This is a genomic window from Salinibacillus kushneri (assembly GCF_900111405.1).
Classification (GTDB): Bacteria; Bacillota; Bacilli; order Bacillales; family Alkalibacillaceae; genus Salinibacillus; species Salinibacillus kushneri.
Genome location: NZ_FOHJ01000003.1, coordinates 334,304 through 353,734, shown reverse-complemented (window position 1 = coordinate 353,734; position 19,431 = coordinate 334,304). Strand labels below are relative to the sequence as shown.

21 protein-coding genes are annotated in these 19,431 nt (G+C 42.0%); all 21 read right to left on the bottom strand.

What is annotated here, in order from left to right; all coding sequences use genetic code 11:
• Positions 1 to 8: 8 nt before the first annotated feature.
• The 21 genes from BMX63_RS06375 to spoIIR all read right to left on the bottom strand — a co-directional run bounded on the left by BMX63_RS06375 (position 9) and on the right by spoIIR (position 19,320).
• Positions 9 to 410, bottom strand: a complete 402-nt coding sequence (locus tag BMX63_RS06375; protein ID WP_093133107.1) for a F0F1 ATP synthase subunit epsilon — start codon at positions 408 to 410, stop codon at positions 9 to 11.
• Positions 411 to 454: 44 nt separating this feature from the next.
• Complete coding sequence (atpD, locus tag BMX63_RS06370) at positions 455 to 1,870, bottom strand: F0F1 ATP synthase subunit beta (RefSeq protein ID WP_093133105.1); 1,416 nt, start codon at positions 1,868 to 1,870, stop codon at positions 455 to 457.
• 28 nt (positions 1,871 to 1,898) lie between these two features.
• Positions 1,899 to 2,759 carry an ATP synthase F1 subunit gamma gene (atpG, locus tag BMX63_RS06365; RefSeq protein WP_093133103.1) on the bottom strand — a complete coding sequence of 287 codons (861 nt, stop codon included), beginning with the start codon at positions 2,757 to 2,759 and terminating at the stop codon, positions 1,899 to 1,901.
• 44 nt (positions 2,760 to 2,803) lie between these two features.
• On the bottom strand, positions 2,804 to 4,312 hold the full coding sequence (gene atpA / locus BMX63_RS06360) for a F0F1 ATP synthase subunit alpha (RefSeq protein WP_093133101.1): 1,509 nt from the start codon (positions 4,310 to 4,312) through the stop codon (positions 2,804 to 2,806).
• Between the two features lie 17 nt (positions 4,313 to 4,329).
• Positions 4,330 to 4,875 (bottom strand): F0F1 ATP synthase subunit delta, encoded by a 546-nt coding sequence (locus BMX63_RS06355; RefSeq protein WP_093133099.1) that lies wholly within the window; start codon positions 4,873 to 4,875, stop codon positions 4,330 to 4,332.
• Positions 4,868 to 5,395, bottom strand: coding sequence for a F0F1 ATP synthase subunit B (locus BMX63_RS06350; RefSeq protein WP_093133097.1), 528 nt, complete (start codon positions 5,393 to 5,395; stop codon positions 4,868 to 4,870). Before BMX63_RS06350 ends, BMX63_RS06355 begins: the two co-directional genes overlap by 8 nt.
• Positions 5,396 to 5,841: 446 nt before the next feature.
• Entirely contained in the window at positions 5,842 to 6,048 is a 207-nt protein-coding gene (gene atpE, locus BMX63_RS06345) for a F0F1 ATP synthase subunit C (RefSeq protein WP_093133095.1), read from the bottom strand.
• A gap of 50 nt (positions 6,049 to 6,098) precedes the next feature.
• Positions 6,099 to 6,821, bottom strand: a complete 723-nt coding sequence (gene atpB, locus BMX63_RS06340) for a F0F1 ATP synthase subunit A (RefSeq protein ID WP_093133092.1) — start codon at positions 6,819 to 6,821, stop codon at positions 6,099 to 6,101.
• Positions 6,822 to 6,832: 11 nt separating this feature from the next.
• Positions 6,833 to 7,213 carry an ATP synthase subunit I gene (locus BMX63_RS06335; protein ID WP_093133090.1) on the bottom strand — a complete coding sequence of 127 codons (381 nt, stop codon included), beginning with the start codon at positions 7,211 to 7,213 and terminating at the stop codon, positions 6,833 to 6,835.
• Position 7,214: 1 nt separating this feature from the next.
• Positions 7,215 to 7,433 carry an AtpZ/AtpI family protein gene (locus BMX63_RS06330; RefSeq protein WP_093133088.1) on the bottom strand — a complete coding sequence of 73 codons (219 nt, stop codon included), beginning with the start codon at positions 7,431 to 7,433 and terminating at the stop codon, positions 7,215 to 7,217.
• 118 nt (positions 7,434 to 7,551) lie between these two features.
• Positions 7,552 to 9,813: a S8 family serine peptidase gene (locus tag BMX63_RS06325; RefSeq protein WP_093133085.1), complete on the bottom strand. Its 2,262-nt coding sequence runs from the start codon at positions 9,811 to 9,813 to the stop codon at positions 7,552 to 7,554.
• A 221-nt stretch (positions 9,814 to 10,034) separates the two neighbouring features.
• Positions 10,035 to 11,183, bottom strand: a complete 1,149-nt coding sequence (gene wecB / locus BMX63_RS06320; protein ID WP_093133083.1) for a non-hydrolyzing UDP-N-acetylglucosamine 2-epimerase — start codon at positions 11,181 to 11,183, stop codon at positions 10,035 to 10,037.
• 28 nt (positions 11,184 to 11,211) lie between these two features.
• Positions 11,212 to 11,841 (bottom strand): uracil phosphoribosyltransferase, encoded by a 630-nt coding sequence (gene upp, locus BMX63_RS06315; protein WP_093133081.1) that lies wholly within the window; start codon positions 11,839 to 11,841, stop codon positions 11,212 to 11,214.
• A 319-nt stretch (positions 11,842 to 12,160) separates the two neighbouring features.
• On the bottom strand, positions 12,161 to 13,399 hold the full coding sequence (glyA, locus tag BMX63_RS06310; protein ID WP_093133079.1) for a serine hydroxymethyltransferase: 1,239 nt from the start codon (positions 13,397 to 13,399) through the stop codon (positions 12,161 to 12,163).
• 47 nt (positions 13,400 to 13,446) lie between these two features.
• Complete coding sequence (locus BMX63_RS06305) at positions 13,447 to 14,004, bottom strand: TIGR01440 family protein (RefSeq protein ID WP_093133209.1); 558 nt, start codon at positions 14,002 to 14,004, stop codon at positions 13,447 to 13,449.
• 29 nt (positions 14,005 to 14,033) lie between these two features.
• Positions 14,034 to 15,323, bottom strand: a complete 1,290-nt coding sequence (locus BMX63_RS06300; protein ID WP_093133077.1) for a methyl-accepting chemotaxis protein — start codon at positions 15,321 to 15,323, stop codon at positions 14,034 to 14,036.
• 28 nt (positions 15,324 to 15,351) lie between these two features.
• Positions 15,352 to 15,942 (bottom strand): low molecular weight protein arginine phosphatase, encoded by a 591-nt coding sequence (locus BMX63_RS06295; protein WP_093133075.1) that lies wholly within the window; start codon positions 15,940 to 15,942, stop codon positions 15,352 to 15,354.
• 212 nt (positions 15,943 to 16,154) lie between these two features.
• Entirely contained in the window at positions 16,155 to 16,700 is a 546-nt protein-coding gene (locus BMX63_RS06290; protein WP_093133208.1) for a manganese efflux pump MntP, read from the bottom strand.
• 109 nt (positions 16,701 to 16,809) lie between these two features.
• Positions 16,810 to 17,856, bottom strand: coding sequence for an L-threonylcarbamoyladenylate synthase (locus BMX63_RS06285; RefSeq protein WP_093133073.1), 1,047 nt, complete (start codon positions 17,854 to 17,856; stop codon positions 16,810 to 16,812).
• Positions 17,857 to 18,186: 330 nt separating this feature from the next.
• Entirely contained in the window at positions 18,187 to 18,630 is a 444-nt protein-coding gene (locus BMX63_RS06280) for a hypothetical protein (RefSeq protein ID WP_093133071.1), read from the bottom strand.
• Positions 18,631 to 18,696: 66 nt separating this feature from the next.
• Positions 18,697 to 19,320, bottom strand: coding sequence for a stage II sporulation protein R (gene spoIIR, locus BMX63_RS06275; RefSeq protein ID WP_093133069.1), 624 nt, complete (start codon positions 19,318 to 19,320; stop codon positions 18,697 to 18,699).
• Positions 19,321 to 19,431 lie beyond the last annotated feature (111 nt).

Here is a 19,431-nt window from a genome sequence, read left to right as displayed (position 1 = left end):
AACGTTTATTATTTAGTTCCTGCGATATCTAAGCGATTCACTGCACGCTGTAACGCTAACTGGGCGCGTTTAAAGTCAATATCGTCTTGTTTGGACTGGAGACGGCGTTCGGCACGTTCTTTGGCTTTGCGTGCCCGTTCAACATCGATGTCACCTGGTTTTTCAGCGGATTGGGCTAAAATGGTGACATTGTCAGGGCGGACTTCCAGGAAGCCACCGCTGACGGCGAGTTCATCCTCGTCTCCTTCTTTTTTTAAACGTACAGAGCTGATGGTTAATGGCGCAACGAGGGGAATGTGCCCTGGCAGGATCCCAAGTTCGCCATTTTCTGCTTTACAGCTAACCATTTCGTACGCATTTTCCAATACAGGGCCATCAGGAGTGACAACACTCACGGTCACTGTTTTCATGGTTAACCCCTCCTTGGGCTTCTAATTAGAAAGTTGCACTTCCCCTAAGACTCTATTTGTTCAGCTTTTTCAACAACTTCTTCGATGCGTCCAACCAGACGGAAGGCATCTTCTGGAATGTCGTCATATTTACCATCAAGAATTTCCTTGAATCCACGAACGGTTTCTTCAACTGGAACATAGGATCCTGGCTGACCAGTGAACTGTTCAGCTACGTGGAAATTCTGTGATAGGAAGAACTGAATACGACGGGCACGGGCAACGGTAAGTTTGTCCTCATCGCTTAATTCATCCATACCTAAGATGGCAATAATATCCTGAAGCTCTCTATATTTCTGCAGAGTACTTTGAACGTTACGTGCCACTTCATAGTGCTCTTCGCCTACTACGTTAGGGTCAAGGGCACGGGAAGTTGAAGCAAGCGGGTCCACAGCTGGGTAGATACCCATCTCTGATAAGGAACGCTCCAGGTTTGTTGTCGCATCCAAGTGAGCGAAAACGGTCGCTGGTGCCGGGTCTGTATAGTCATCGGCAGGAACGTATACAGCCTGAATGGATGTGATTGAACCTTTATCGGTTGATGTAATACGCTCTTGCAATTGACCCATATCCGTCGCAAGGGTTGGCTGATAACCAACGGCAGATGGCATACGGCCGAGTAAGGCGGATACCTCTGAACCAGCCTGTGTAAAACGGAAAATGTTATCGATAAATAACAGAACGTCCTGACCTTCTACATCACGGAAGTATTCAGCCATTGTCAGACCTGTCAGGGCCACACGCATACGGGCACCTGGGGGTTCGTTCATCTGTCCGAATACCATGGCTGTTTTGGAAATAACTCCGGAATCTTTCATTTCAAAGTAAAGGTCGTTACCTTCACGGGTACGCTCTCCAACACCGGTAAATACGGAGATACCTCCGTGCTCCTGGGCAATGTTGTTAATGAGCTCCTGAATTAATACGGTTTTACCAACACCGGCACCACCGAACAGACCGATCTTACCACCTTTTGTATAAGGAGCAAGCAAGTCTACAACTTTAATTCCGGTTTCAAGAATTTCAGTTCCTGTTGACAGGTTCTCAAACTCAGGAGATGGACGATGGATTGGGTTCCGATCCACTTCTTCGCCAATTTCATCTTCTAAGTCAATTTTATCGCCTAACACGTTAAATACACGTCCAAGGGTTTCATCCCCAACCGGAACGGAAATTGGTGCGCCCGTATCCTGCACTTCCATACCACGTACAAGGCCTTCTGTACCTGACATGGCAATGGCACGAACGGTGTCGTCACCTAAATGCAAAGCAACTTCCAATGTAAGATCAATATCAACGCTTGAGTCATCCTGCGCTTCATGCTTTACGACTAAAGCATTATAGATTTCAGGCAGGTTGTCGGAATTAAACTTCACGTCTACTACCGGACCTGTTACCTGAGTGATATATCCTTTGCTCATCCTTTTCCCTCCTTACTGCATTCATGTCCTATTCTAGAGCGGATGCTCCACCAACGATTTCGGAAATCTCCTGAGTGATGGCTGCCTGACGTAAACGGTTATACGTTAAGCTTAGGTCATCAATCATATCGTTCGCATTATCGGTAGCATTCTTCATAGCCGTCATACGTGCGGCATGCTCACTGGCTTTACTGTCTAAAATCGCACCGTATACCAGACTTTCAGCATACTGCGGCAGTAAAACATTTAAAATATCTTCCTGATTAGGCTCGTATTCGTAAGAGCTTGACGTCTTCTGATTCCCACTGTCTAAATCTGTTAATGGAAGCAATTTCTTTTCGGTCACTTTCTGGGAAATTATGCTTTCAAAATGATTGTAGATCATGTAAATTTCGTCAACTTCTTCATTAACGAACAGATTTACCGTCTCGGTCGCCAGTTCTTTAATGTCGGCAAAGTCCGGCTGGTCGTCGATACCTACAACCTCTGTCGCGACAGGCATGTTCCGTTTTCTGCAGAACTCCCGTGCCATTTTTCCGATTGCAATGACGATATATTCATCTTTTGACTTGTGCTTCGAAAGATTATTATTTAATTCCCGAAGTACGTTACTGTTAAAAGCACCTGCCAGACCACGATCTGCCGTAATGACAACGTAGCCGGTCTTTTTTACATCTCTGGACGTCAACATTGGATGATTGGCGTCAGAGTCACCAGAGGCAATGCTGGCTACAACCTCCTGAATCTTTTCCATATACGGAACAAATGACTTGGCATTTTGTTCGGCACGATTCAGCTTGGCTGTTGAAACCATTTCCATTGCACTCGTGATTTTTTTCATATTTTTCGTTGAATTAATTCTGCCTTTTATGTCATTAAGGGATGCCACACCATTTCACCACCTTTTTCTGGACTAGCCATTATGCAAATCACTTATTCGGATACAACAAACGTTTTCTTGAAGCTTTCAATCGCATTGTTGAAGTCTTCTTTTTCCGGCAGTTGACCTGTTGAACGAATATGCTCCAGAATTTCGGTTGCGTTTTTATCCATCCAGTCGAACAATTCGGATTCAAACCGCTGCACGTCTTCAACTGGGATGTCATCAAGATATCCATTGGTCAATGCGTAAATAATGGATACCTGCTTTTCAACCGGCTGTGGCTGGTGAAGTCCCTGTTTCAGCATTTCAACGGTTCTAGCACCACGGTTCAGTTTATCCTGTGTTGCTTTATCCAGGTCGGAACCAAACTGAGCGAATGATTCAAGCTCACGGAAGGAAGCAAGGTCAAGACGGAGTGTACCGGCAACCTTCTTCATCGCTTTAATTTGAGCGTCCCCACCAACTCGGGATACGGAAAGACCTGCGTTAACCGCCGGACGTACACCGGAGTTAAATAGATCCGTCTCTAAGAAAATCTGTCCATCTGTAATGGAGATGACGTTGGTCGGAATGTATGCGGAAATGTCTCCCGCCTGAGTTTCAACGAAAGGAAGTGCGGTTAAGGATCCGCCACCTTTGTCATCACTAAGCTTTGCTGCACGCTCAAGCAGACGTGAGTGAATATAGAAAACATCTCCCGGGAATGCTTCACGGCCTGGTGGACGGCGAAGTAACAGGGAAAGTTCACGATAAGCAGCTGCCTGCTTGGATAAGTCGTCATATACAACTAAAACGTGCTTTCCGTTATACATGAACTCTTCACCCATGGATACACCCGCATATGGAGCCAGGTATAAGAGTGGTGCCGGGTCAGATGCACCAGCGGAAACAACAATCGTGTAATCAAGCGCACCATTTTGGCGAAGGGTTTCCACTACGCCACGTACGGTTGATTCCTTTTGTCCGATAGCTACATAAATACAAATCATATCCTGATCCTTCTGGTTAATGATTGTATCTAATGCAATCGCTGTTTTACCGGTTTGACGGTCCCCGATTACAAGCTCACGCTGACCACGGCCAATTGGAATCATGGAGTCAATAACCTTAAGACCTGTCTGTAATGGTTCATCAACAGATTTACGATCCATTACACCAGGTGCCGGTGATTCAATTGGGCGAGTTTTACTTGTTTCAATATCTCCTAAACCATCGATTGGCTGGCCTAGAGGATTTACAACCCGGCCTTTAAGATTTTCTCCTACAGGCACCTGCATAATGCGGCCTGTACGGCGTACCTCACTGCCTTCACGAATTTCTGAGAAAGGTCCAAGGATGACAATACCGACATTATTTTCTTCAAGGTTTTGTGCCATACCCATTACACCATTGGAAAATTCAACAAGCTCACCGGACATGACATTATCAAGACCATGAACACGTGCGATACCGTCACCAACCGTAATAACAGTACCTACATCATTTACTTCTATATCAGATTCATAATTTTCGATTTGCTGTTTGATCAGCGCACTGATTTCTTCAGCATTGATGCTCATCCAATTTCACCCCTATCTTATTTGTTTGCAGAAACCAGCTCACGTTCAATACGTTCTAACTTTCTACTAACACTTCCATCATAAATGCGATTCCCAATTTTGAGTTTCACTCCACCAATAAGAGATGGGTCAATGATGTTTGTAATATGTAGAGAGTTTTTCCCTAGTTTCTCTGCAAACACTTTTTCTAGTGACTGCTTCTCATCATCCGATAACGCTCGAACGGAATAGACATCAGCTTCGGCTACCCCGCGTGATTCATTTGTCATCGAAATGAAAGCTTTTGTCATCGATGTAATTTCCGTTTCACGATGGCTTTCAACCATAATAAACAGTGTGTTTAATAATTCCTTGGTAACATCCTTGAAAGCATCCTTTAAAAGCGTTTTTTTCTTCTCGGCGGAAATGCTTGGATGTTGAAGGAGAATATTTAACTCCTTGTTTTCTTTAAAAACGGATTGTACAGTTTGGACTTCCGTTAAAAGTTGATCGAGTAATGATTTCTCTTGTCCTAATTCAAAAAGGGCAACGGCATAACGACTCGCAACAACTGAATCACTCATCGTTATCTCCTACCTCTTTGATGTACTCATTGATAAGCTCCTCCTGATCTTTCTCAGAGAGTTCTTTTTCAATGACTTTGCTGGCAATTCTTACGGACAAGGAAGCCACTTGATCTTGTAATGCCGTAATGGCTTTATCTTTTTCCTGCTCGATTTCCTGACGAGCTGTTTCTTTTATACGATCTGCTTCATTGCGAGCAGCATGAATAATGGATTGTTCTTGTTCTTTCGCCGTCTGCTTAGCATCTTCAACAATTTGCTGTGCTTCTTGTCTTGTATTTCTGATGTTTTCTTTTGCTTCCTCTGCTAAGCGTTCTGCTTCCTGGCGATTTTTTTCTGCAGTATCTATTTCATTTGCGATATGATCCTCACGTTCTTTCATCACGTTCATCAATGGACCCCATGCAAATTTCTTTAGAAAGTATAGCAAAATAATGAACGTTAGCAAGGATACAATAATATCGCCACCATTAAAGCTGAATCCACTAGCGTTTAATACGAGAACGCTTGTATCTAACACGCCACACACACTCCTTTCGCCAAAACATTTGATATCGGCTTTTCAATCGTCAAACTTGTTTTTAAAACCAAGTTCAGATGGCGAAAAGCTTCTTTACTTGAATAAGGATTGCGGTTGGACTAACTCCTTGGGGTTAAACAATCGTTTGTTTGTGAGTTGAGAAACCCTTTGGAGTGTTGGTCCTTCCGCTTTTCTTTGTCCAGCTACAGGGCTCAGCTCCAAACCGTCATAAGCATAATCCGTTACGTAGCAAAAGTGCAGGCCACTCCGCGTATTCTGCTTATGCGGTCGGAGCTAAGCGGGGCCCTTCCGCTTTTAAACCTATCCAGCTCCAGTGCCCAGCTCCAAGCCGTCATAAGCATAATCCGCTCCGTGGCCAAAAGCACGCCACTCCGCGTATTCTGCTTATGCGGTCGGAGCTAAGCGGGGCCCTTCCGCTTTTAAACCTACATTACCATAAATGCGATTACGACGGCGATGATTGGTAGGGCTTCGACCAATGCTACACCGATGAACATAGTTGTTTGAAGGGCACCGCGGAGTTCTGGTTGACGCGCGATTCCCTCTACTGTACGACTTACGATAAGACCGTTACCTACACCTGCACCAAGTGCGGCTAAACCTACTGCAATTGCGGCTGCTATTCCTGACATTATAAATTCCTCCTCAAAATATTATTAATTAATTTTTTCAGTATTAAAAATTAATGGTCATGACTCACTTTGTGGGACATATAGACCATTGTTAACATCGTGAAAATAAATGCCTGGATTGCACCTATAAAGATACTGAAGCCTTGCCAGGCCAACATTGGAATAATACCTCCAAAGAATCCAAGAGCTCCAGATGTCATGAGTCCTGCAAGTAGAGTTAATAGAATCTCCCCTGCATAAATGTTACCAAATAAACGAAGACCTAACGTCAACGTATTGGCGAATTCTTCAATAATGTTAAAAGGCAACATTAATGGAAGTGGTTTAATAAAGCTCTTACCATACTCTTTTGCACCTAATGTTTTAACACCATAATAGTTTGTTAATAGAATAACTAAAACGGCTAGTGACAATGTAATCCCCGGATCAGATGTTGGGGATTTCCACCATAAGTCATGGTTGATGCTAATCATCATGATAACCCCTAAAATATTGGAAACGAAGATATATGTAATCAACGTCATACCCAAGGGAAGAAACTGTTTACCAGTTTTCCAATCCATATTGCCACCAATGATTCCTTTGACAAAATCAATTAACCATTCCATAAAATTCTGAAGTCCCGTCGGTTTTTGCTGCATATTCCGACTAGCTAAAACACCAATAATCAATACAATGGTTGCGGCAACAATCATCATCACCACATTGGAAAGGTTAAAGTCTAACCATGAGATGCCAAACAAATCTTGGTAAATCGGTGCCTCGTGTTCCAAAATATTTCACCTCACTTCCTAGGGTTTAATTCTTTAAGATGTAGAGCATAATCTATGATAATGACCATGTAAGCTGTCATTAATCCCAATATAACGGGTATTGCTTGGAAATATTGCGGATAGCGGAATGCAATGACCACCGCGAGTGCTGCACTTGCAAAACGTGAAAAAGTCCCAAGAGCTCGGGAGGTCACCTGTTTGGATGCAGCATGTCCTACTTGGTTAACCTTGCGTTGTATGAGCCAGAGGTTAAAAAAACTTAATGAGGAGCCTAAAATCAGGCTTAAAAATATATCAGGATAAGATGTAAAACCCCACCCAATAACAAAGAGGGCTAGTAAATATAGCATCCATTTCCTTTGACGATTGACCATCATCTTGTATTGCTGCATATTAGTTATCTCCTGTGTATTTGTTGACTAAGTTAATTGTGCCATAAACCCCTACACCCAAGCCAATGAAAAGTCCAACAATTAAAAAAGTTGGAAACAGGCCAAGTTTCTGGTCAATCCATCTTCCGAAAAATATGCCAACTAGCGTACACCCTGACAAATAGGAAATAATTGCACTTGTCAACGCAAAGGCATGAAAAGGCTTTTGATCTTTACCCATGAGGGCACCTCAATCCATGGGTTAAATTCAAACATAAGAGGGTGCTTGAAAACCCTATCATACACCTAGATTAGCATACAATAGTAGCTTTTTTCTGTCAATAAATTTACAGTTAAAATTATGAAGGGTGCTGCAAAATTTGAAAATCTGTCACAATTGAACTATATTCTTGACCATTTAAGACCTTGACAAGTGCAAGATACTGATCTTTTCCTACCTTTTCTTTCGGTAAAACACTTTCTAACATGCCCGCTTCTACATCTTTTTCTTCCACAATGGTTTTAATATAACGCAGTGTACTTGGATCATATAAGTCTATTGTTAATTGATCAGCACCATCCGGAAGATACATGCGATATTTCAATTGATCCTGTTTAAAGGGTGAAACAGACAGCTCCAAACCATCAATTTTTGGATAGTTGGATGTTTTATTCACAAATAGGTACGGTAATTTCATGGCTTCGTTTTCATTATATAATGATAACCAGCCCTGATGTAATCCTTTTTTTAAATTTCCAGAATGTACCCGTAATCCAACTTTAACCCTTTTCTTTTCCTTGGGCTTTACGTAAAACGTTTGAGGAACATCCCACGTAACACCTTTGGAATCATTCGGAATATCAAATCGAAACTTTTTCTCCTGATTGGAGCGGTTTTCTATAACCATGTTTACCGTTTTGGTTTCGTTTCGCTGATCAACTTTTCCAAAAGTGAGTCGACTTCCATAAATCAGAATGTCCGGATTAATACTCTTTTCCGGCTTTACTTCACCCATCCCTTGTTCAATTGGTTTATAAAGACGTCCTTCCTGATTTTGATAAGGCTTTGATGTTGAGAGAACAGCAGCTTTTAATTTTTTCGGTCCCCATTCAGGATGGGCCTCTTTAATAAGCGCTAAAACACCCGTAACAAATGGAGCAGCCATACTTGTCCCCTGTAATTCCTGATAGCCCCCGGGCACTGTACTTGCTATTTTGACGCCAGGTGCAATGACTTCTGGTTTTATGTCCCAATTGGCTACAACTGGACCTTTTGAGCTGAACGAGGCAAGTTTATCCTCCAAATGCTGATAAGATGTATGCAGCCATTCCTCGTTTTTGGTCTTTTCGAGCAGCCATTTCCCATCCTTCTTTGACACAGCAGCAACCGGAATAGATGGGGGTACGGTTAACCCTCCTTCAAGCTTCCCTTTTTCGTTATTATAAATAATCGCAGCTATGGCCCCTGCTTCCTCAGCCTTCCGAACTTTTTCGGTGAACGGAATGTCACCCCGTTTAAACAAAACAATTTTCCCTTCCGCATTATCAATCGGCTTCTTTCCCAGTCCCCCATTTATCAATTTATACGGCTTTTGAAGCTCCCAATCAGGCGAGCCCATCATGGGACTTAAAGTAATTTTTTTATCATCAAGCGGTGCTGCTAAAAAAGGGATGTCCATTTCGGTAATGGAAGCTCCTACTGACAGGGCTTTTACCGATGTAGCCGGGGAAGAAACAGTCCAATTTTCCGGCCCTGAATTCCCGTTTGCAATAACTACAGCTACACCCTGATCAATCGCCTTATTCACAGCCATACTCGTGGGCCAATCAGGACTATTCACGGTGCTCCCCAGCGACAGGTTAATGATATCCATACCATCTTCAACCGCTCTTTCAATCGCTGCAATGATCCCTACAGATGAACCTACACCTCCGGGGCCAAGAGCACGATAAGCATAAATCTCAGCATCAGGTGCAACACCCTGCATCTCCCCATTGGCCGCTATAATACCTGATACATGAGAACCGTGAAATGTTGGTGCTCCTTGCTTGGGCAAGGTCTCCATTGGATCTTCATCAAATTCCACGACATCATACCCGCCCTTAAAGCTTGTCTCCAAATCAGGATGTTCATAAGCAATTCCGGTATCAATCACACCAACCTTTACACCCTCACCTGTATATTTCGACTGAACGGGACGGCTTGGAGGCTTTACGCTTGATGAGGAAGGTGTTTCCTTTTGCCCAGAATGATTGCTTTGATGTGACGATAATTTGGTTTCATTAGATTCTGAGTTTTTTATAGTTGGCTGCGGTACCTCATAAGTCTGTGCCGGGAAAACATGCTGAATAAAATCCTCTTTATCAATATCATAAACATCTTTCGCCTCACCCTTTATAGCAAGTGCATTCAAGAGCGTATCATAAACATGTACAACTTCTACGAACGGATGATAATCTTCTATGTAATTCTTCCACTTATAGGGATTTCCGTCTACTTCAACAATAACAGAAACCTCCTCACCCATGGCTTGAGCGTAGCGAGGATCGAAGGATGTGAGAAAGGATGCTGCTGTGAGAAAAAGAATAATGGTGACTTTCGTTATGGCCTTACTTATCATAGATTGAACCGCTCCCACTTTTTTCTTATTAGTTTTTGTTGTGAGATAAAAAAATATGCGTGGGGGTTCGGAATTTTATATTGGTGATTTAAAATATTAAAAAATTGTTTTAATTAAATGGGTCCGTGATAATTCGAATTACACTTATAAACCAATTAATCATTAAATAACAGGATTAATCCCATCGAAACTAATAAAAACCTGACTCTCTTTAAAGAGAGTCAGGTTACTCGAAAGCGTTCGGGTTCTTCTTTTGTCTGGTTAAAGAAGTACAAAATGGCGTCTGCTATTCTTTTGGATGCCTGTCCATCACCGTATGGGTTGGAAGCCCAAGCCATCTGGTCGTGAGCATGTTCGTTTGAAAGCAGCTCATCTGCCAATTTATAAATCGTCTCTTCATCTGTCCCGGCAAGTTTTAAGGTGCCAGCTTCTACTCCTTCAGGTCTTTCCGTCGTATCTCTGAGCACGAGAACCGGTACCCCAAGTGATGGCGCTTCTTCCTGGACACCACCTGAATCCGTTAATATCAGATGAGATCTCGCTGCAAAGTTATGAAAGTCAAGAACTTCAAGAGGTTCGATAAGGTCAATTCGATTATGATCACCTAATATCTTCTTCGCTGTGTCTTGAACTACTGGATTTAAGTGGACAGGATAAATGACCTGTATGTCTTCATGTTTATCAGTCAAACGTTTGATTGAACGAAACATTTGCTCCATTTTGTTCCCCAGGTTTTCCCTCCGATGAGCCGTGACAAGAACAAGTCGTTTTCCCTCAGCCTTTATCAAACCTTTATGCTCATAGTCAGATTGGATGGTCGTTTTTAAGGCATCAATAGCCGTGTTTCCTGTTACAAAAATATGGTGTTGATCTTTACCTTCCCGCAACAAATTTTGCTCTGCTTTATGAGTTGGGGCAAAATGCAAGTCAGCCATAACGCCGGTTAACTGGCGGTTCATTTCTTCAGGGAATGGGGAGTATTTATTCCATGTTCTAAGCCCCGCCTCTACATGCCCAACTGGAATCTGATTATAATAAGCAGCCAGACTGGCGGTAAATGTAGTTGTTGTATCTCCATGAACCAAAATCATATCGGGAGTGGTTTCTTTCATAACCTTATCAAGACCTTCAAGAGCCCTCGTTGTTATCTCTGCCAAGGTTTGCCGCTGTTTCATAATATTTAAATCAAAATCCGGTTCAATTCCGAATAAATCTAAAACCTGATCCAGCATTTCACGGTGCTGTGCGGTGACGGTTACAATCGGCTCAAATTGTTCTGTTCGCTTTTTTAATTCTAAGACCAGTGGTGCCATCTTGATTGCTTCTGGCCTAGTCCCAAATATAATCATCACTCGCAGGCGCTTGTTCACTTTCACCACTCCCCATCATTAATAGATATTATTTCGTTCCGTACAATCGATCTCCTGCATCTCCAAGACCTGGAATTATGTACCCTTTTTCGTTTAATTTTTCGTCTAAAGCTGCCAAATAGATGTCCACATCAGGGTGTGCTTCTTTAACAGCTTCTACGCCCTCTGGTGCTGCTATCAGGCACATAAGGCGAATTTGTTTGGCTCCACGTTTTTTCAATGCCTGAATGGCTTCAATAGCTGAACCACCTGTTGCAAGCATCGGGTCAATGACGATTAATTCCCGCTCTTCAATATCAGATGGTAGTTTCACATAGTATTCCACAGGCTGAAGGGTCTCAGGATCACGATATAACCCAACGTGACCGACCTTCGCAGCTGGAATAAGTTGAAGAATTCCGTCAGTCATGCCTAAACCAGCACGTAAAATGGGGATAAGACCAAGTTTTTTGCCAGCCAACACGTTTGATTTTGCCGTCTCCACAGGCGTTTCAATTGTAACTTCCTGAAGTGGAAGATCTCTTGTAATCTCAAACGCCATTAATGTTGCTACCTCATCAACAAGCTCTCTAAATTCCTTCGTTCCCGTACTTTTATCACGAATAAATGTTAGTTTGTGTTGAATCAGTGGATGGTCGAATACGTACACTTTTCCCATGAACCGAACTCTCCTTTTATTAAAAGATATATCTTTCAAATTGTACTGAAATAAAATTATCGTTTCAACTGTATAGGTGATTTCTGAAAAATTTAATTTTAGCTGGTTGAAAATTTACCTAACCCAGTTGATATAGACATCCTAATAAATCATTTTACCACTCATAGCATAAAAAGCTAAGTCATGATGTAAAAGCAAAAATTTCCCACAAAAAAGACTGGCACCAATAAATCCTTGCCAGTCTTCCTTTTTTAGCAAAAGAGCTGGGAATCTAGCTGAAATAAGGAATCTCAGGTTTCAGAACCGTCTGCTTCCTTAATTAGTCCAGATACAGCGGATATTTCGCTGTTAATGCTTCCACCCGCTCTTTCGCTTCTTGTAATTTTTCTTCATTGTCGGTATTTTTCAAGGTTAGAGCAATAATAGCTGCAATTTCGTCCATTGCTTCTAAATCAAAGCCACGTGTGGTAACAGCTGCAGTTCCGATTCGGATACCACTTGTCACAAATGGGCTTTCCGGATCAAACGGAATGGTATTTTTATTGACGGTTATACCTACGTCATCAAGAGCCTTTTCAGCTACTTTTCCGGTTAATTCAAGTGGACGTAAATCGAGCAATAGTAAATGGTTATCTGTGCCACCGGATACAAGACGTACCCCTTCATTTGTCAGGGATTCACCTAAGCGTTTTGCATTATCAATAATTTGTTGTGAGTAGGTTTTAAAATCCGGCTCCAACGCTTCTTTAAAGGCTACAGCTTTAGCAGCAATAATATGCATAAGCGGACCGCCCTGTATGCCCGGGAAAACAGATTTATCCAGCTTTTTAGCAAACGCCTCCTGGCAAAGAATCATTCCGCCTCGAGGACCGCGCAAGGTTTTATGCGTTGTTGTTGTGACAAAATGGGCATATGGCACTGGATTTGGGTGAAGTCCAGTTGCAACAAGCCCAGCAATATGCGCCATGTCTACCATTAAGTACGCACCTGTTTCATCAGCAATTTCACGGAATTTAGCAAAATCAATTTCACGGGGATAAGCGCTCGCCCCAGCAACGATAAGCTTCGGCTGCACCTCTTTTGCTTTGGCCAAAACAGCCTCATAATCAATTTGCTCACTTTCATTATCCACACCATAATCTACAAAATTATATTGTGTTCCACTAAAGTTTACAGGACTTCCATGGGTTAAGTGACCTCCATGGTTTAAGTTCATGCCTAAAACCGTATCGCCGGGTTCAAGAATGGTAAAATATACTGCCATGTTCGCCTGGGCACCAGAATGTGGCTGTACGTTAGCATGGTCAGCTCCAAATAATTGTTTCGCACGATCACGGGCTAAATTTTCGGCAATATCTACGTATTCACAGCCCCCATAATAACGACGTCCAGGGTAGCCTTCTGCATATTTGTTCGTCATGACTGATCCTGCTGCTTCCATTACCGCTTCTGAAACAAAATTCTCAGATGCAATCAGTTCAATTTTATCCTGCTGTCTCTTTTTTTCCTTTTTGAGTGCTTCCGTAATTTCCGGATCTACGTTTTTTAAATGCTCCACAGCTTTCTCCTCCTCACAGATTACTCAAATTTTATGGTTTAATGTACTTATTCTGGTATTGAATAGACGGCTCGTTCACCACCAATGAGCTTCGGACGTGAAAAGCCGGCGGTCACATGGGCTTCACCTATGTTCTTGCGCTTTAAACGAAGCGGGACGACTACCTGTTTTAAGTGCATTCCGATAAATGTATCCCCAATATCCATACCTGCATGAGCAGTAATGGACTCAACCAGGACCGGATTCCCCATGTGGCGATAAGCATAGGAAGCCATCGATCCCCCGGCTTTCGGAATGGGTACAGCTGACACTTGGGTTAAGTTAAACCTTTCCATTGTGTTCTGTTCTACTACAAGGGAGCGGTTTAAGTGTTCGCAGCATTGAAAAGCAAGGTGTACTCCCGTTTCTTTTTGTAACGTCTGCATTCCCCAAAATATCACTTCAGCAATTTCTTCACTTCCAGACGTACCAATGCGTTCTCCTGCTACTTCACTCGTTGAACACCCAAGCACAAAAATCTGACCATGTTTTAAACGATTACTCCTCAGCCAATCGTGATTTAGTTCCTCAAGATGACTTTTAATGTCGGTTTGTAAGTCAGACATGTTCTTCACCAAGCGAAAAGCTCCTTCCATTATTTTTGAAACTTATGAATTTGACGATTGAGTTGTTTCGCTTGCTGCTCTAATTGATAAGCTTTTTTACTAACTTCTTGTATCACTGCATTTTGTTCCTGAATAGACGCGCTTACTTCCTCAGTTCCGGCAGTGGTTTGCTCTGCAATCGCTGCAACTTCCTGAGATTCTTTAGATGTTGCTTCCATGGTAGCTAGTTGTTTATCCATTAAATCTGAAATATTCCCTACAGCATCTGCCACTTCGTTAACAGACGTAGACACATTTTCAATGGCCACATTGGATTCCTCACCCTTAGAAGCCTCTTGTCTCGCATAGCTGACTTGATTCTGAATTTGTTCTACTACGCCTCTAACATCCTGCTGAATCGTTGCAATGAAACCTGAAATATTTTGAACCGCTCTGGAACTCTCATCTGCAAGTTTACGCACTTCTTCAGCTACCACAGCAAAGCCTTGTCCATGTTCTCCTGCTCTTGCTGCTTCAATAGAGGCATTTAAGGCTAAAAGGTTTGTCTGTTCCGCAATTTCTCCAACAAGGGAAATGATTTTTTCAACCTCAGCTGCGTTTTTTTCCAATCGTTCCACAGCTTCCAATGAATTTTTCTGATCTGTAGAGATATTTTGAACACTGGTCACCAATTTCCCAATAATTCCTTTTGACTGATTAAGTGTCTCAAGCATGCCTTGTGATAACGAATGGGAATGCTTAGCTTCCTTCTGCACCTCTCTTGCCAGGCGGGTCGCTTCTTCAACAGATTCCGCCGTTTGTAAAATGGATGAGGAAGAACTTTCTGCACCCGAAGCGATTTCTGAAATGGTTTGTGAAATGGTACTTGCCTGCTGCTCTGCGTTCATTACCGATTGTTTGATTGCTCCAACTGATTGATGGGTTTGATCAAAATTGTCCTCGATATTTGTAATGATATCACGAAGGCTCGCCAGCATGGTATTAAAAGCTAACCCTAGAGAACGAATTTCATCATTGGATTTGGATACTTCGACATCTTTTGCCATGTTGCCATTTGCTGCTTCATTAGCGGCATCCTTTAGTTTTAACAGTGGTTTAATAATAAATCCAGCTGCAAAATAAGCTAAAATCCCTGACCAAATAATCCCGAGCAGTAAAATCGTAATCATATAAACCGGTTCTGATAAGCCTAAAAACGATTGTAAATAATCATTTAATACATAAATAAAAAATGCGCTTGTCCCATATGTAATAAGGGCCAGAACCGTGGTAAAACAGACAAGCTTAACCTTTAGGCTGAAGCGGTGTTTATCTGCCATTCTCTAATCCCCCCAAAACCCGTATATTCTATTTGTCTCTATTGTCTACCTTTTCCCAAAGAAGTTCAATATATTTTTCGAGCTCTTCCAGGGTTTTTCGATAAACGTTCACATCTTCGCCAAAAGGATCCTGAATATCTAAACTTTCCACTTGTTTTTCCAAAGCGTCTATTTTTTTGCGGGTTTCCTCATTTTTTCGACTTAAATCCTTGTCATCAGAGGTTTTGAGAATGGCACGATTACTCTCTAAGGTTGCATAAGCTTCCTTCAGTTCCCTCCATATTTCCAGTTGGTTTTCATCTACATATTCCTTTAAAGTAAATACCTTATCTTCAGCTTCCGAATATTGCATGATAATGCTTTGCTTATGATTTGAGGTCATAGTCAAAATGAGGTCTGCCCATTCGACTAGTTGTGGAGTTAGGGGCTGGGATTGGTGATTCAGATTAATTCCGTTTTCGGATAGAACCTCTCGAGTTTGTGTTGATGCTGGTGCACCCTTACCAGCAAAAAGGCCTGCCGATTTCACTTGAATATCTTTTGATTTATGCTTTAAAAGGGCTTCTGCCATGGGGCTTCGACAAGTGTTGCCAGTACAGACAAAAAGGATATTTTTCATGCTGGTACCCTCCATTCATTTCTTAGCAAAAATATATCATTAATAAGGGGCACCTGTCACTTTTGGCTAAACGCTCATTTTCAAAATGAAAGAAGAAATAATCTTGCCAAAGAGAAGCATTTATTTATGAATCCAGCTCTTTATTTGCCTCAGCCCCTAAGCATGCAAGATAACTGCTCTTCCAGTTCTAATCCGTTTGATTTACTTGAGCATTATAATAATAGTTGAATACCAAAGGCACAAAGAATGCTGCCACCAAGAACTTCACTGTAGGAGCCAAGTAAACTGGAAGCCTTTCGCGCAAGTAAAAAACCAAGCCATGTAAGGACCATGCTGGCTAATCCAAATAAAAGTAGCGCAACAATCGTTCGAACGCCAAACATACCTAAGCTAAGCCCCACCGAAAAGCTATCCAGACTAACGGTAAAAGCAAATATAAAAAGACCGGCTCCCCTCACTAAATATGTGTTGTTCTCTTTTGAAAAAGAATGGATAAACATTTGAATGCCCAGAACAATCAGGAGGATTCCCCCCACATAGATAGCAAAGGAACCAAATCTTTGCGATAAAATATTGCCAAGCAGTATTCCGAAAAATGGCATAATAATATGGAAGATGCCAATCAGTATTCCTATGATGGCGATTTTGCGCAGGCGTAAGTTCAGCATTCCCATCCCAAGGCTTACTGAGAATGCATCCATACCTACTGCAATCGCCATTAATGATATTGTAAGCCATTCACCAATGATATATGAAATCATGTGAACCCTCCTCGGACATGCTACCTCCAATATATGCGAAGAGGATTCGGTTTAGACTAGCCGTTTCTTTATGACGTATTGAGCTCTTCATTCACTTATCAAAGGGTTACTTCATGACTTTAGTTGCAGCCTTTTCTAAACGATTCATAACTGCTGCACCTACTCCCTCTTTAGGAAAGGTTTCACCAAGAATGATATCCACATCTTCGTTATTAAACGAACGCAGGCAATGATAGATTTTGTGCGCTACTTCTTTTAGATCCTCCTTTGATCCACAGCTTTTAACGACGGCGTGTTGATACTGTTCTGCATGCTCTTCACTTGCCATCACGCCTACTCTCTTTCCTTCCTTATGCAGACGGTTAATTTCATTCTGTATGGTGTTGACGTTTCCCTCCATTAACCAAAACGGCGCATTAGGTGCATAATGGGTATATTTCATCCCTGGTGCTTTGGGCTGTTTCCTTTCATTTTTAAAATCAGAAGCTGTTTTTACTGGACCAATTACAGCTTCCAAATCCTCTTTTGTTACACCACCTGGGCGAAGTATAACTGCGGTTTCAGCTGTACAATCCACCACTGTTGATTCGACACCTACTCCTGTAGGACCTCCATCTACAACACCGTAAACTTTTCCGGTTAAATCATCTAATACATGCTGGGCGGTCGTGGGACTCGGGCGCCCGGATTGATTGGCACTCGGGGCTGCAACAGGAAGCTTACAGGCTGTAAGCAGGGCACGCGCCACAGGATGATCCGGCATTCTCACACCTACTGTGGATAACCCGGCTGTTACATTCTCAGCCGAGGCCCCATTACTTTTTAAAATAACGGTAAGGGATCCTGGCCAGAACGCATCCATTAGTTTCCGTGCCTGATCAGGGATCTCCTCCGCTACTGTTTCCACCTGCTGTAGATTGGCGATATGAACAATTAACGGATTATCCCCAGGCCGGCCTTTAGCTTGAAAAATTTTATGGACAGCCTCAGTAGTTGTCGCATCTGCCCCTAATCCATAAACGGTTTCAGTAGGGAAAGCCACTGCCTCCTGATGTTGAATCGCTGCTGCTGCTTCCTTTATATGTTCATTATGTTCATCAATCTGTTCATGCTCCACATTCCAATATTTCGTCTCGTATTGCTTGTCTGTCATTTTGCCGCACTCCTACGTAAAAATTTCTGTTTCTATTATGGGCTTGTTTGGGGGATGTTGGCAAGTAAGGAGGATAGGTTGAATGTGAGTAACAAATAGGGACTTGTAGTTATAAAGGCTTTCGCTATAGCCCTAAACAATGGATTATTCGTTTACACGCAAATGAATCCATACAGGCTAGAATGACTCCACTAAAACTTCGATTAAACCAAATGAATGTCGCTGGGCTTTACTATTATCCACAATAAGGGACAGAAAAACCATCTTATCCACAGGATAGGAGGGTTTTTCACAAGCTAAAGAGCTTATCCACATGTTTTACACAAATTATCAACAGTTTTTATCCGCATTTGTGGATATGTTGACATTGGTTATCCACCATTCGCCTTCATCACTAGGTTTATCCACAGAAATCGGGGGGTGTCCCGTTATTTTTTCGAATCCCCACGTTTGGAAAAGGCTATCTGTTGATAAACGATGACTAAATACCAGAAGCTGCTCATAGCCATTCTGAGAAGCATCCTCTTTTACCCAGTCAATAAGCATGAGCAATAGACTTGCTTGCAATTGCTCAGTAAAGTATAAGGTTCGAAGCTGGCCGATATCATTTTCTCTAGGCATGATTGCATAAAAGCCTTTACGCTCCCCATGTATTTCTATAAATCTACCAAAAGTAAGAAGCTCCTGTTTGTTCGTTTGGTTTTCCCAATGGCTGCCGAAAAAATCCTCCACTGTTTTAGAATCATATTCACGGACAGGTACTATGTTTACCATAAAAAATCACTCCCGCATCTTCATTTCTAGTTCTACTCTATGAAAATGAGGAGTGAAATATGATCATTAAAATAGATTTTTCAGCCAATCTACTATACTGTGAAACCAATCTACGACAAAAAACTCTACTTCTACCTTCTGGGTATCTGGATTCGACATTTCGGTTGTATCCTCCTCGGCAGAAGCGACAGTTGTTCCATTTGAAAAATCGAGGAAACAGAGGGGCGGGAATAACACACACCACCAATTATCCCCTTTTCCATCCCCAATTGTAATGAGCAAAGCTTCATACGTTCCAGCTGGGTATACCTGACCGCCGTACAATTTACTCGGGAATTGTACATCGCCAAATTCTAAATCAAATGTTTGATGAATGTCATTTTCCTTAAGGACATTAGCCACAATGGTTTCAATTTCAGGTAATTTCGATTGAATCAAATCACGCGCAGTCTCAATATTGGTAAGCTCATTTACCCACTTTGTAATTTCCTGATTCACCTGATCTCTAATTTCATGCTTTACTTGTTGATCCTTTTCACTATTTGAATGAGCTAAAATACGCAGACGAATGGAATCATCAGGAATCACCTGATACTCTTCTTCCTGATTCGCATTTTGATTTCCATACCCAATCATTGGATTATAAAATAATATAAATGCACTTACAAATATAAAAACGATTCTTTTCATGATTTCTGCCCCCTTAACCTTTGCTTCTGGTCATAAGTATGGGCAGAAATCTAGCAGTTTAAACATAAGTTTTTAAAAAGTTTAGTTTCATAGATTTCAACAGAACAGAAT

Excerpts from the sequence above, each read along its gene's own strand:
- BMX63_RS06375 (WP_093133107.1), bottom strand. The coding sequence starts at position 410 with ATGAAAACAGTGACCGTGAGTGTTGTCACTCCTGATGGCCCTGTATTG.
- atpD (WP_093133105.1), bottom strand. The coding sequence starts at position 1,870 with ATGAGCAAAGGATATATCACTCAGGTAACAGGTCCGGTAGTAGACGTG.
- atpA (WP_093133101.1), bottom strand. The coding sequence starts at position 4,312 with ATGAGCATCAATGCTGAAGAAATCAGTGCGCTGATCAAACAGCAAATC.
- BMX63_RS06355 (WP_093133099.1), bottom strand. The coding sequence starts at position 4,875 with ATGAGTGATTCAGTTGTTGCGAGTCGTTATGCCGTTGCCCTTTTTGAA.
- atpE (WP_093133095.1), bottom strand. The coding sequence starts at position 6,048 with ATGTCAGGAATAGCAGCCGCAATTGCAGTAGGTTTAGCCGCACTTGGT.
- BMX63_RS06335 (WP_093133090.1), bottom strand. The coding sequence starts at position 7,213 with ATGCAGCAATACAAGATGATGGTCAATCGTCAAAGGAAATGGATGCTA.
- BMX63_RS06330 (WP_093133088.1), bottom strand. The coding sequence starts at position 7,433 with ATGGGTAAAGATCAAAAGCCTTTTCATGCCTTTGCGTTGACAAGTGCA.
- BMX63_RS06325 (WP_093133085.1), bottom strand. The coding sequence starts at position 9,813 with ATGATAAGTAAGGCCATAACGAAAGTCACCATTATTCTTTTTCTCACA.
- upp (WP_093133081.1), bottom strand. The coding sequence starts at position 11,841 with ATGGGAAAAGTGTACGTATTCGACCATCCACTGATTCAACACAAACTA.
- BMX63_RS06305 (WP_093133209.1), bottom strand. The coding sequence starts at position 14,004 with ATGTCTGACTTACAAACCGACATTAAAAGTCATCTTGAGGAACTAAAT.
- BMX63_RS06300 (WP_093133077.1), bottom strand. The coding sequence starts at position 15,323 with ATGGCAGATAAACACCGCTTCAGCCTAAAGGTTAAGCTTGTCTGTTTT.
- BMX63_RS06295 (WP_093133075.1), bottom strand. The coding sequence starts at position 15,942 with ATGAAAAATATCCTTTTTGTCTGTACTGGCAACACTTGTCGAAGCCCC.
- BMX63_RS06285 (WP_093133073.1), bottom strand. The coding sequence starts at position 17,856 with ATGACAGACAAGCAATACGAGACGAAATATTGGAATGTGGAGCATGAA.
- BMX63_RS06280 (WP_093133071.1), bottom strand. The coding sequence starts at position 18,630 with ATGGTAAACATAGTACCTGTCCGTGAATATGATTCTAAAACAGTGGAG.
- spoIIR (WP_093133069.1), bottom strand. The coding sequence starts at position 19,320 with ATGAAAAGAATCGTTTTTATATTTGTAAGTGCATTTATATTATTTTAT.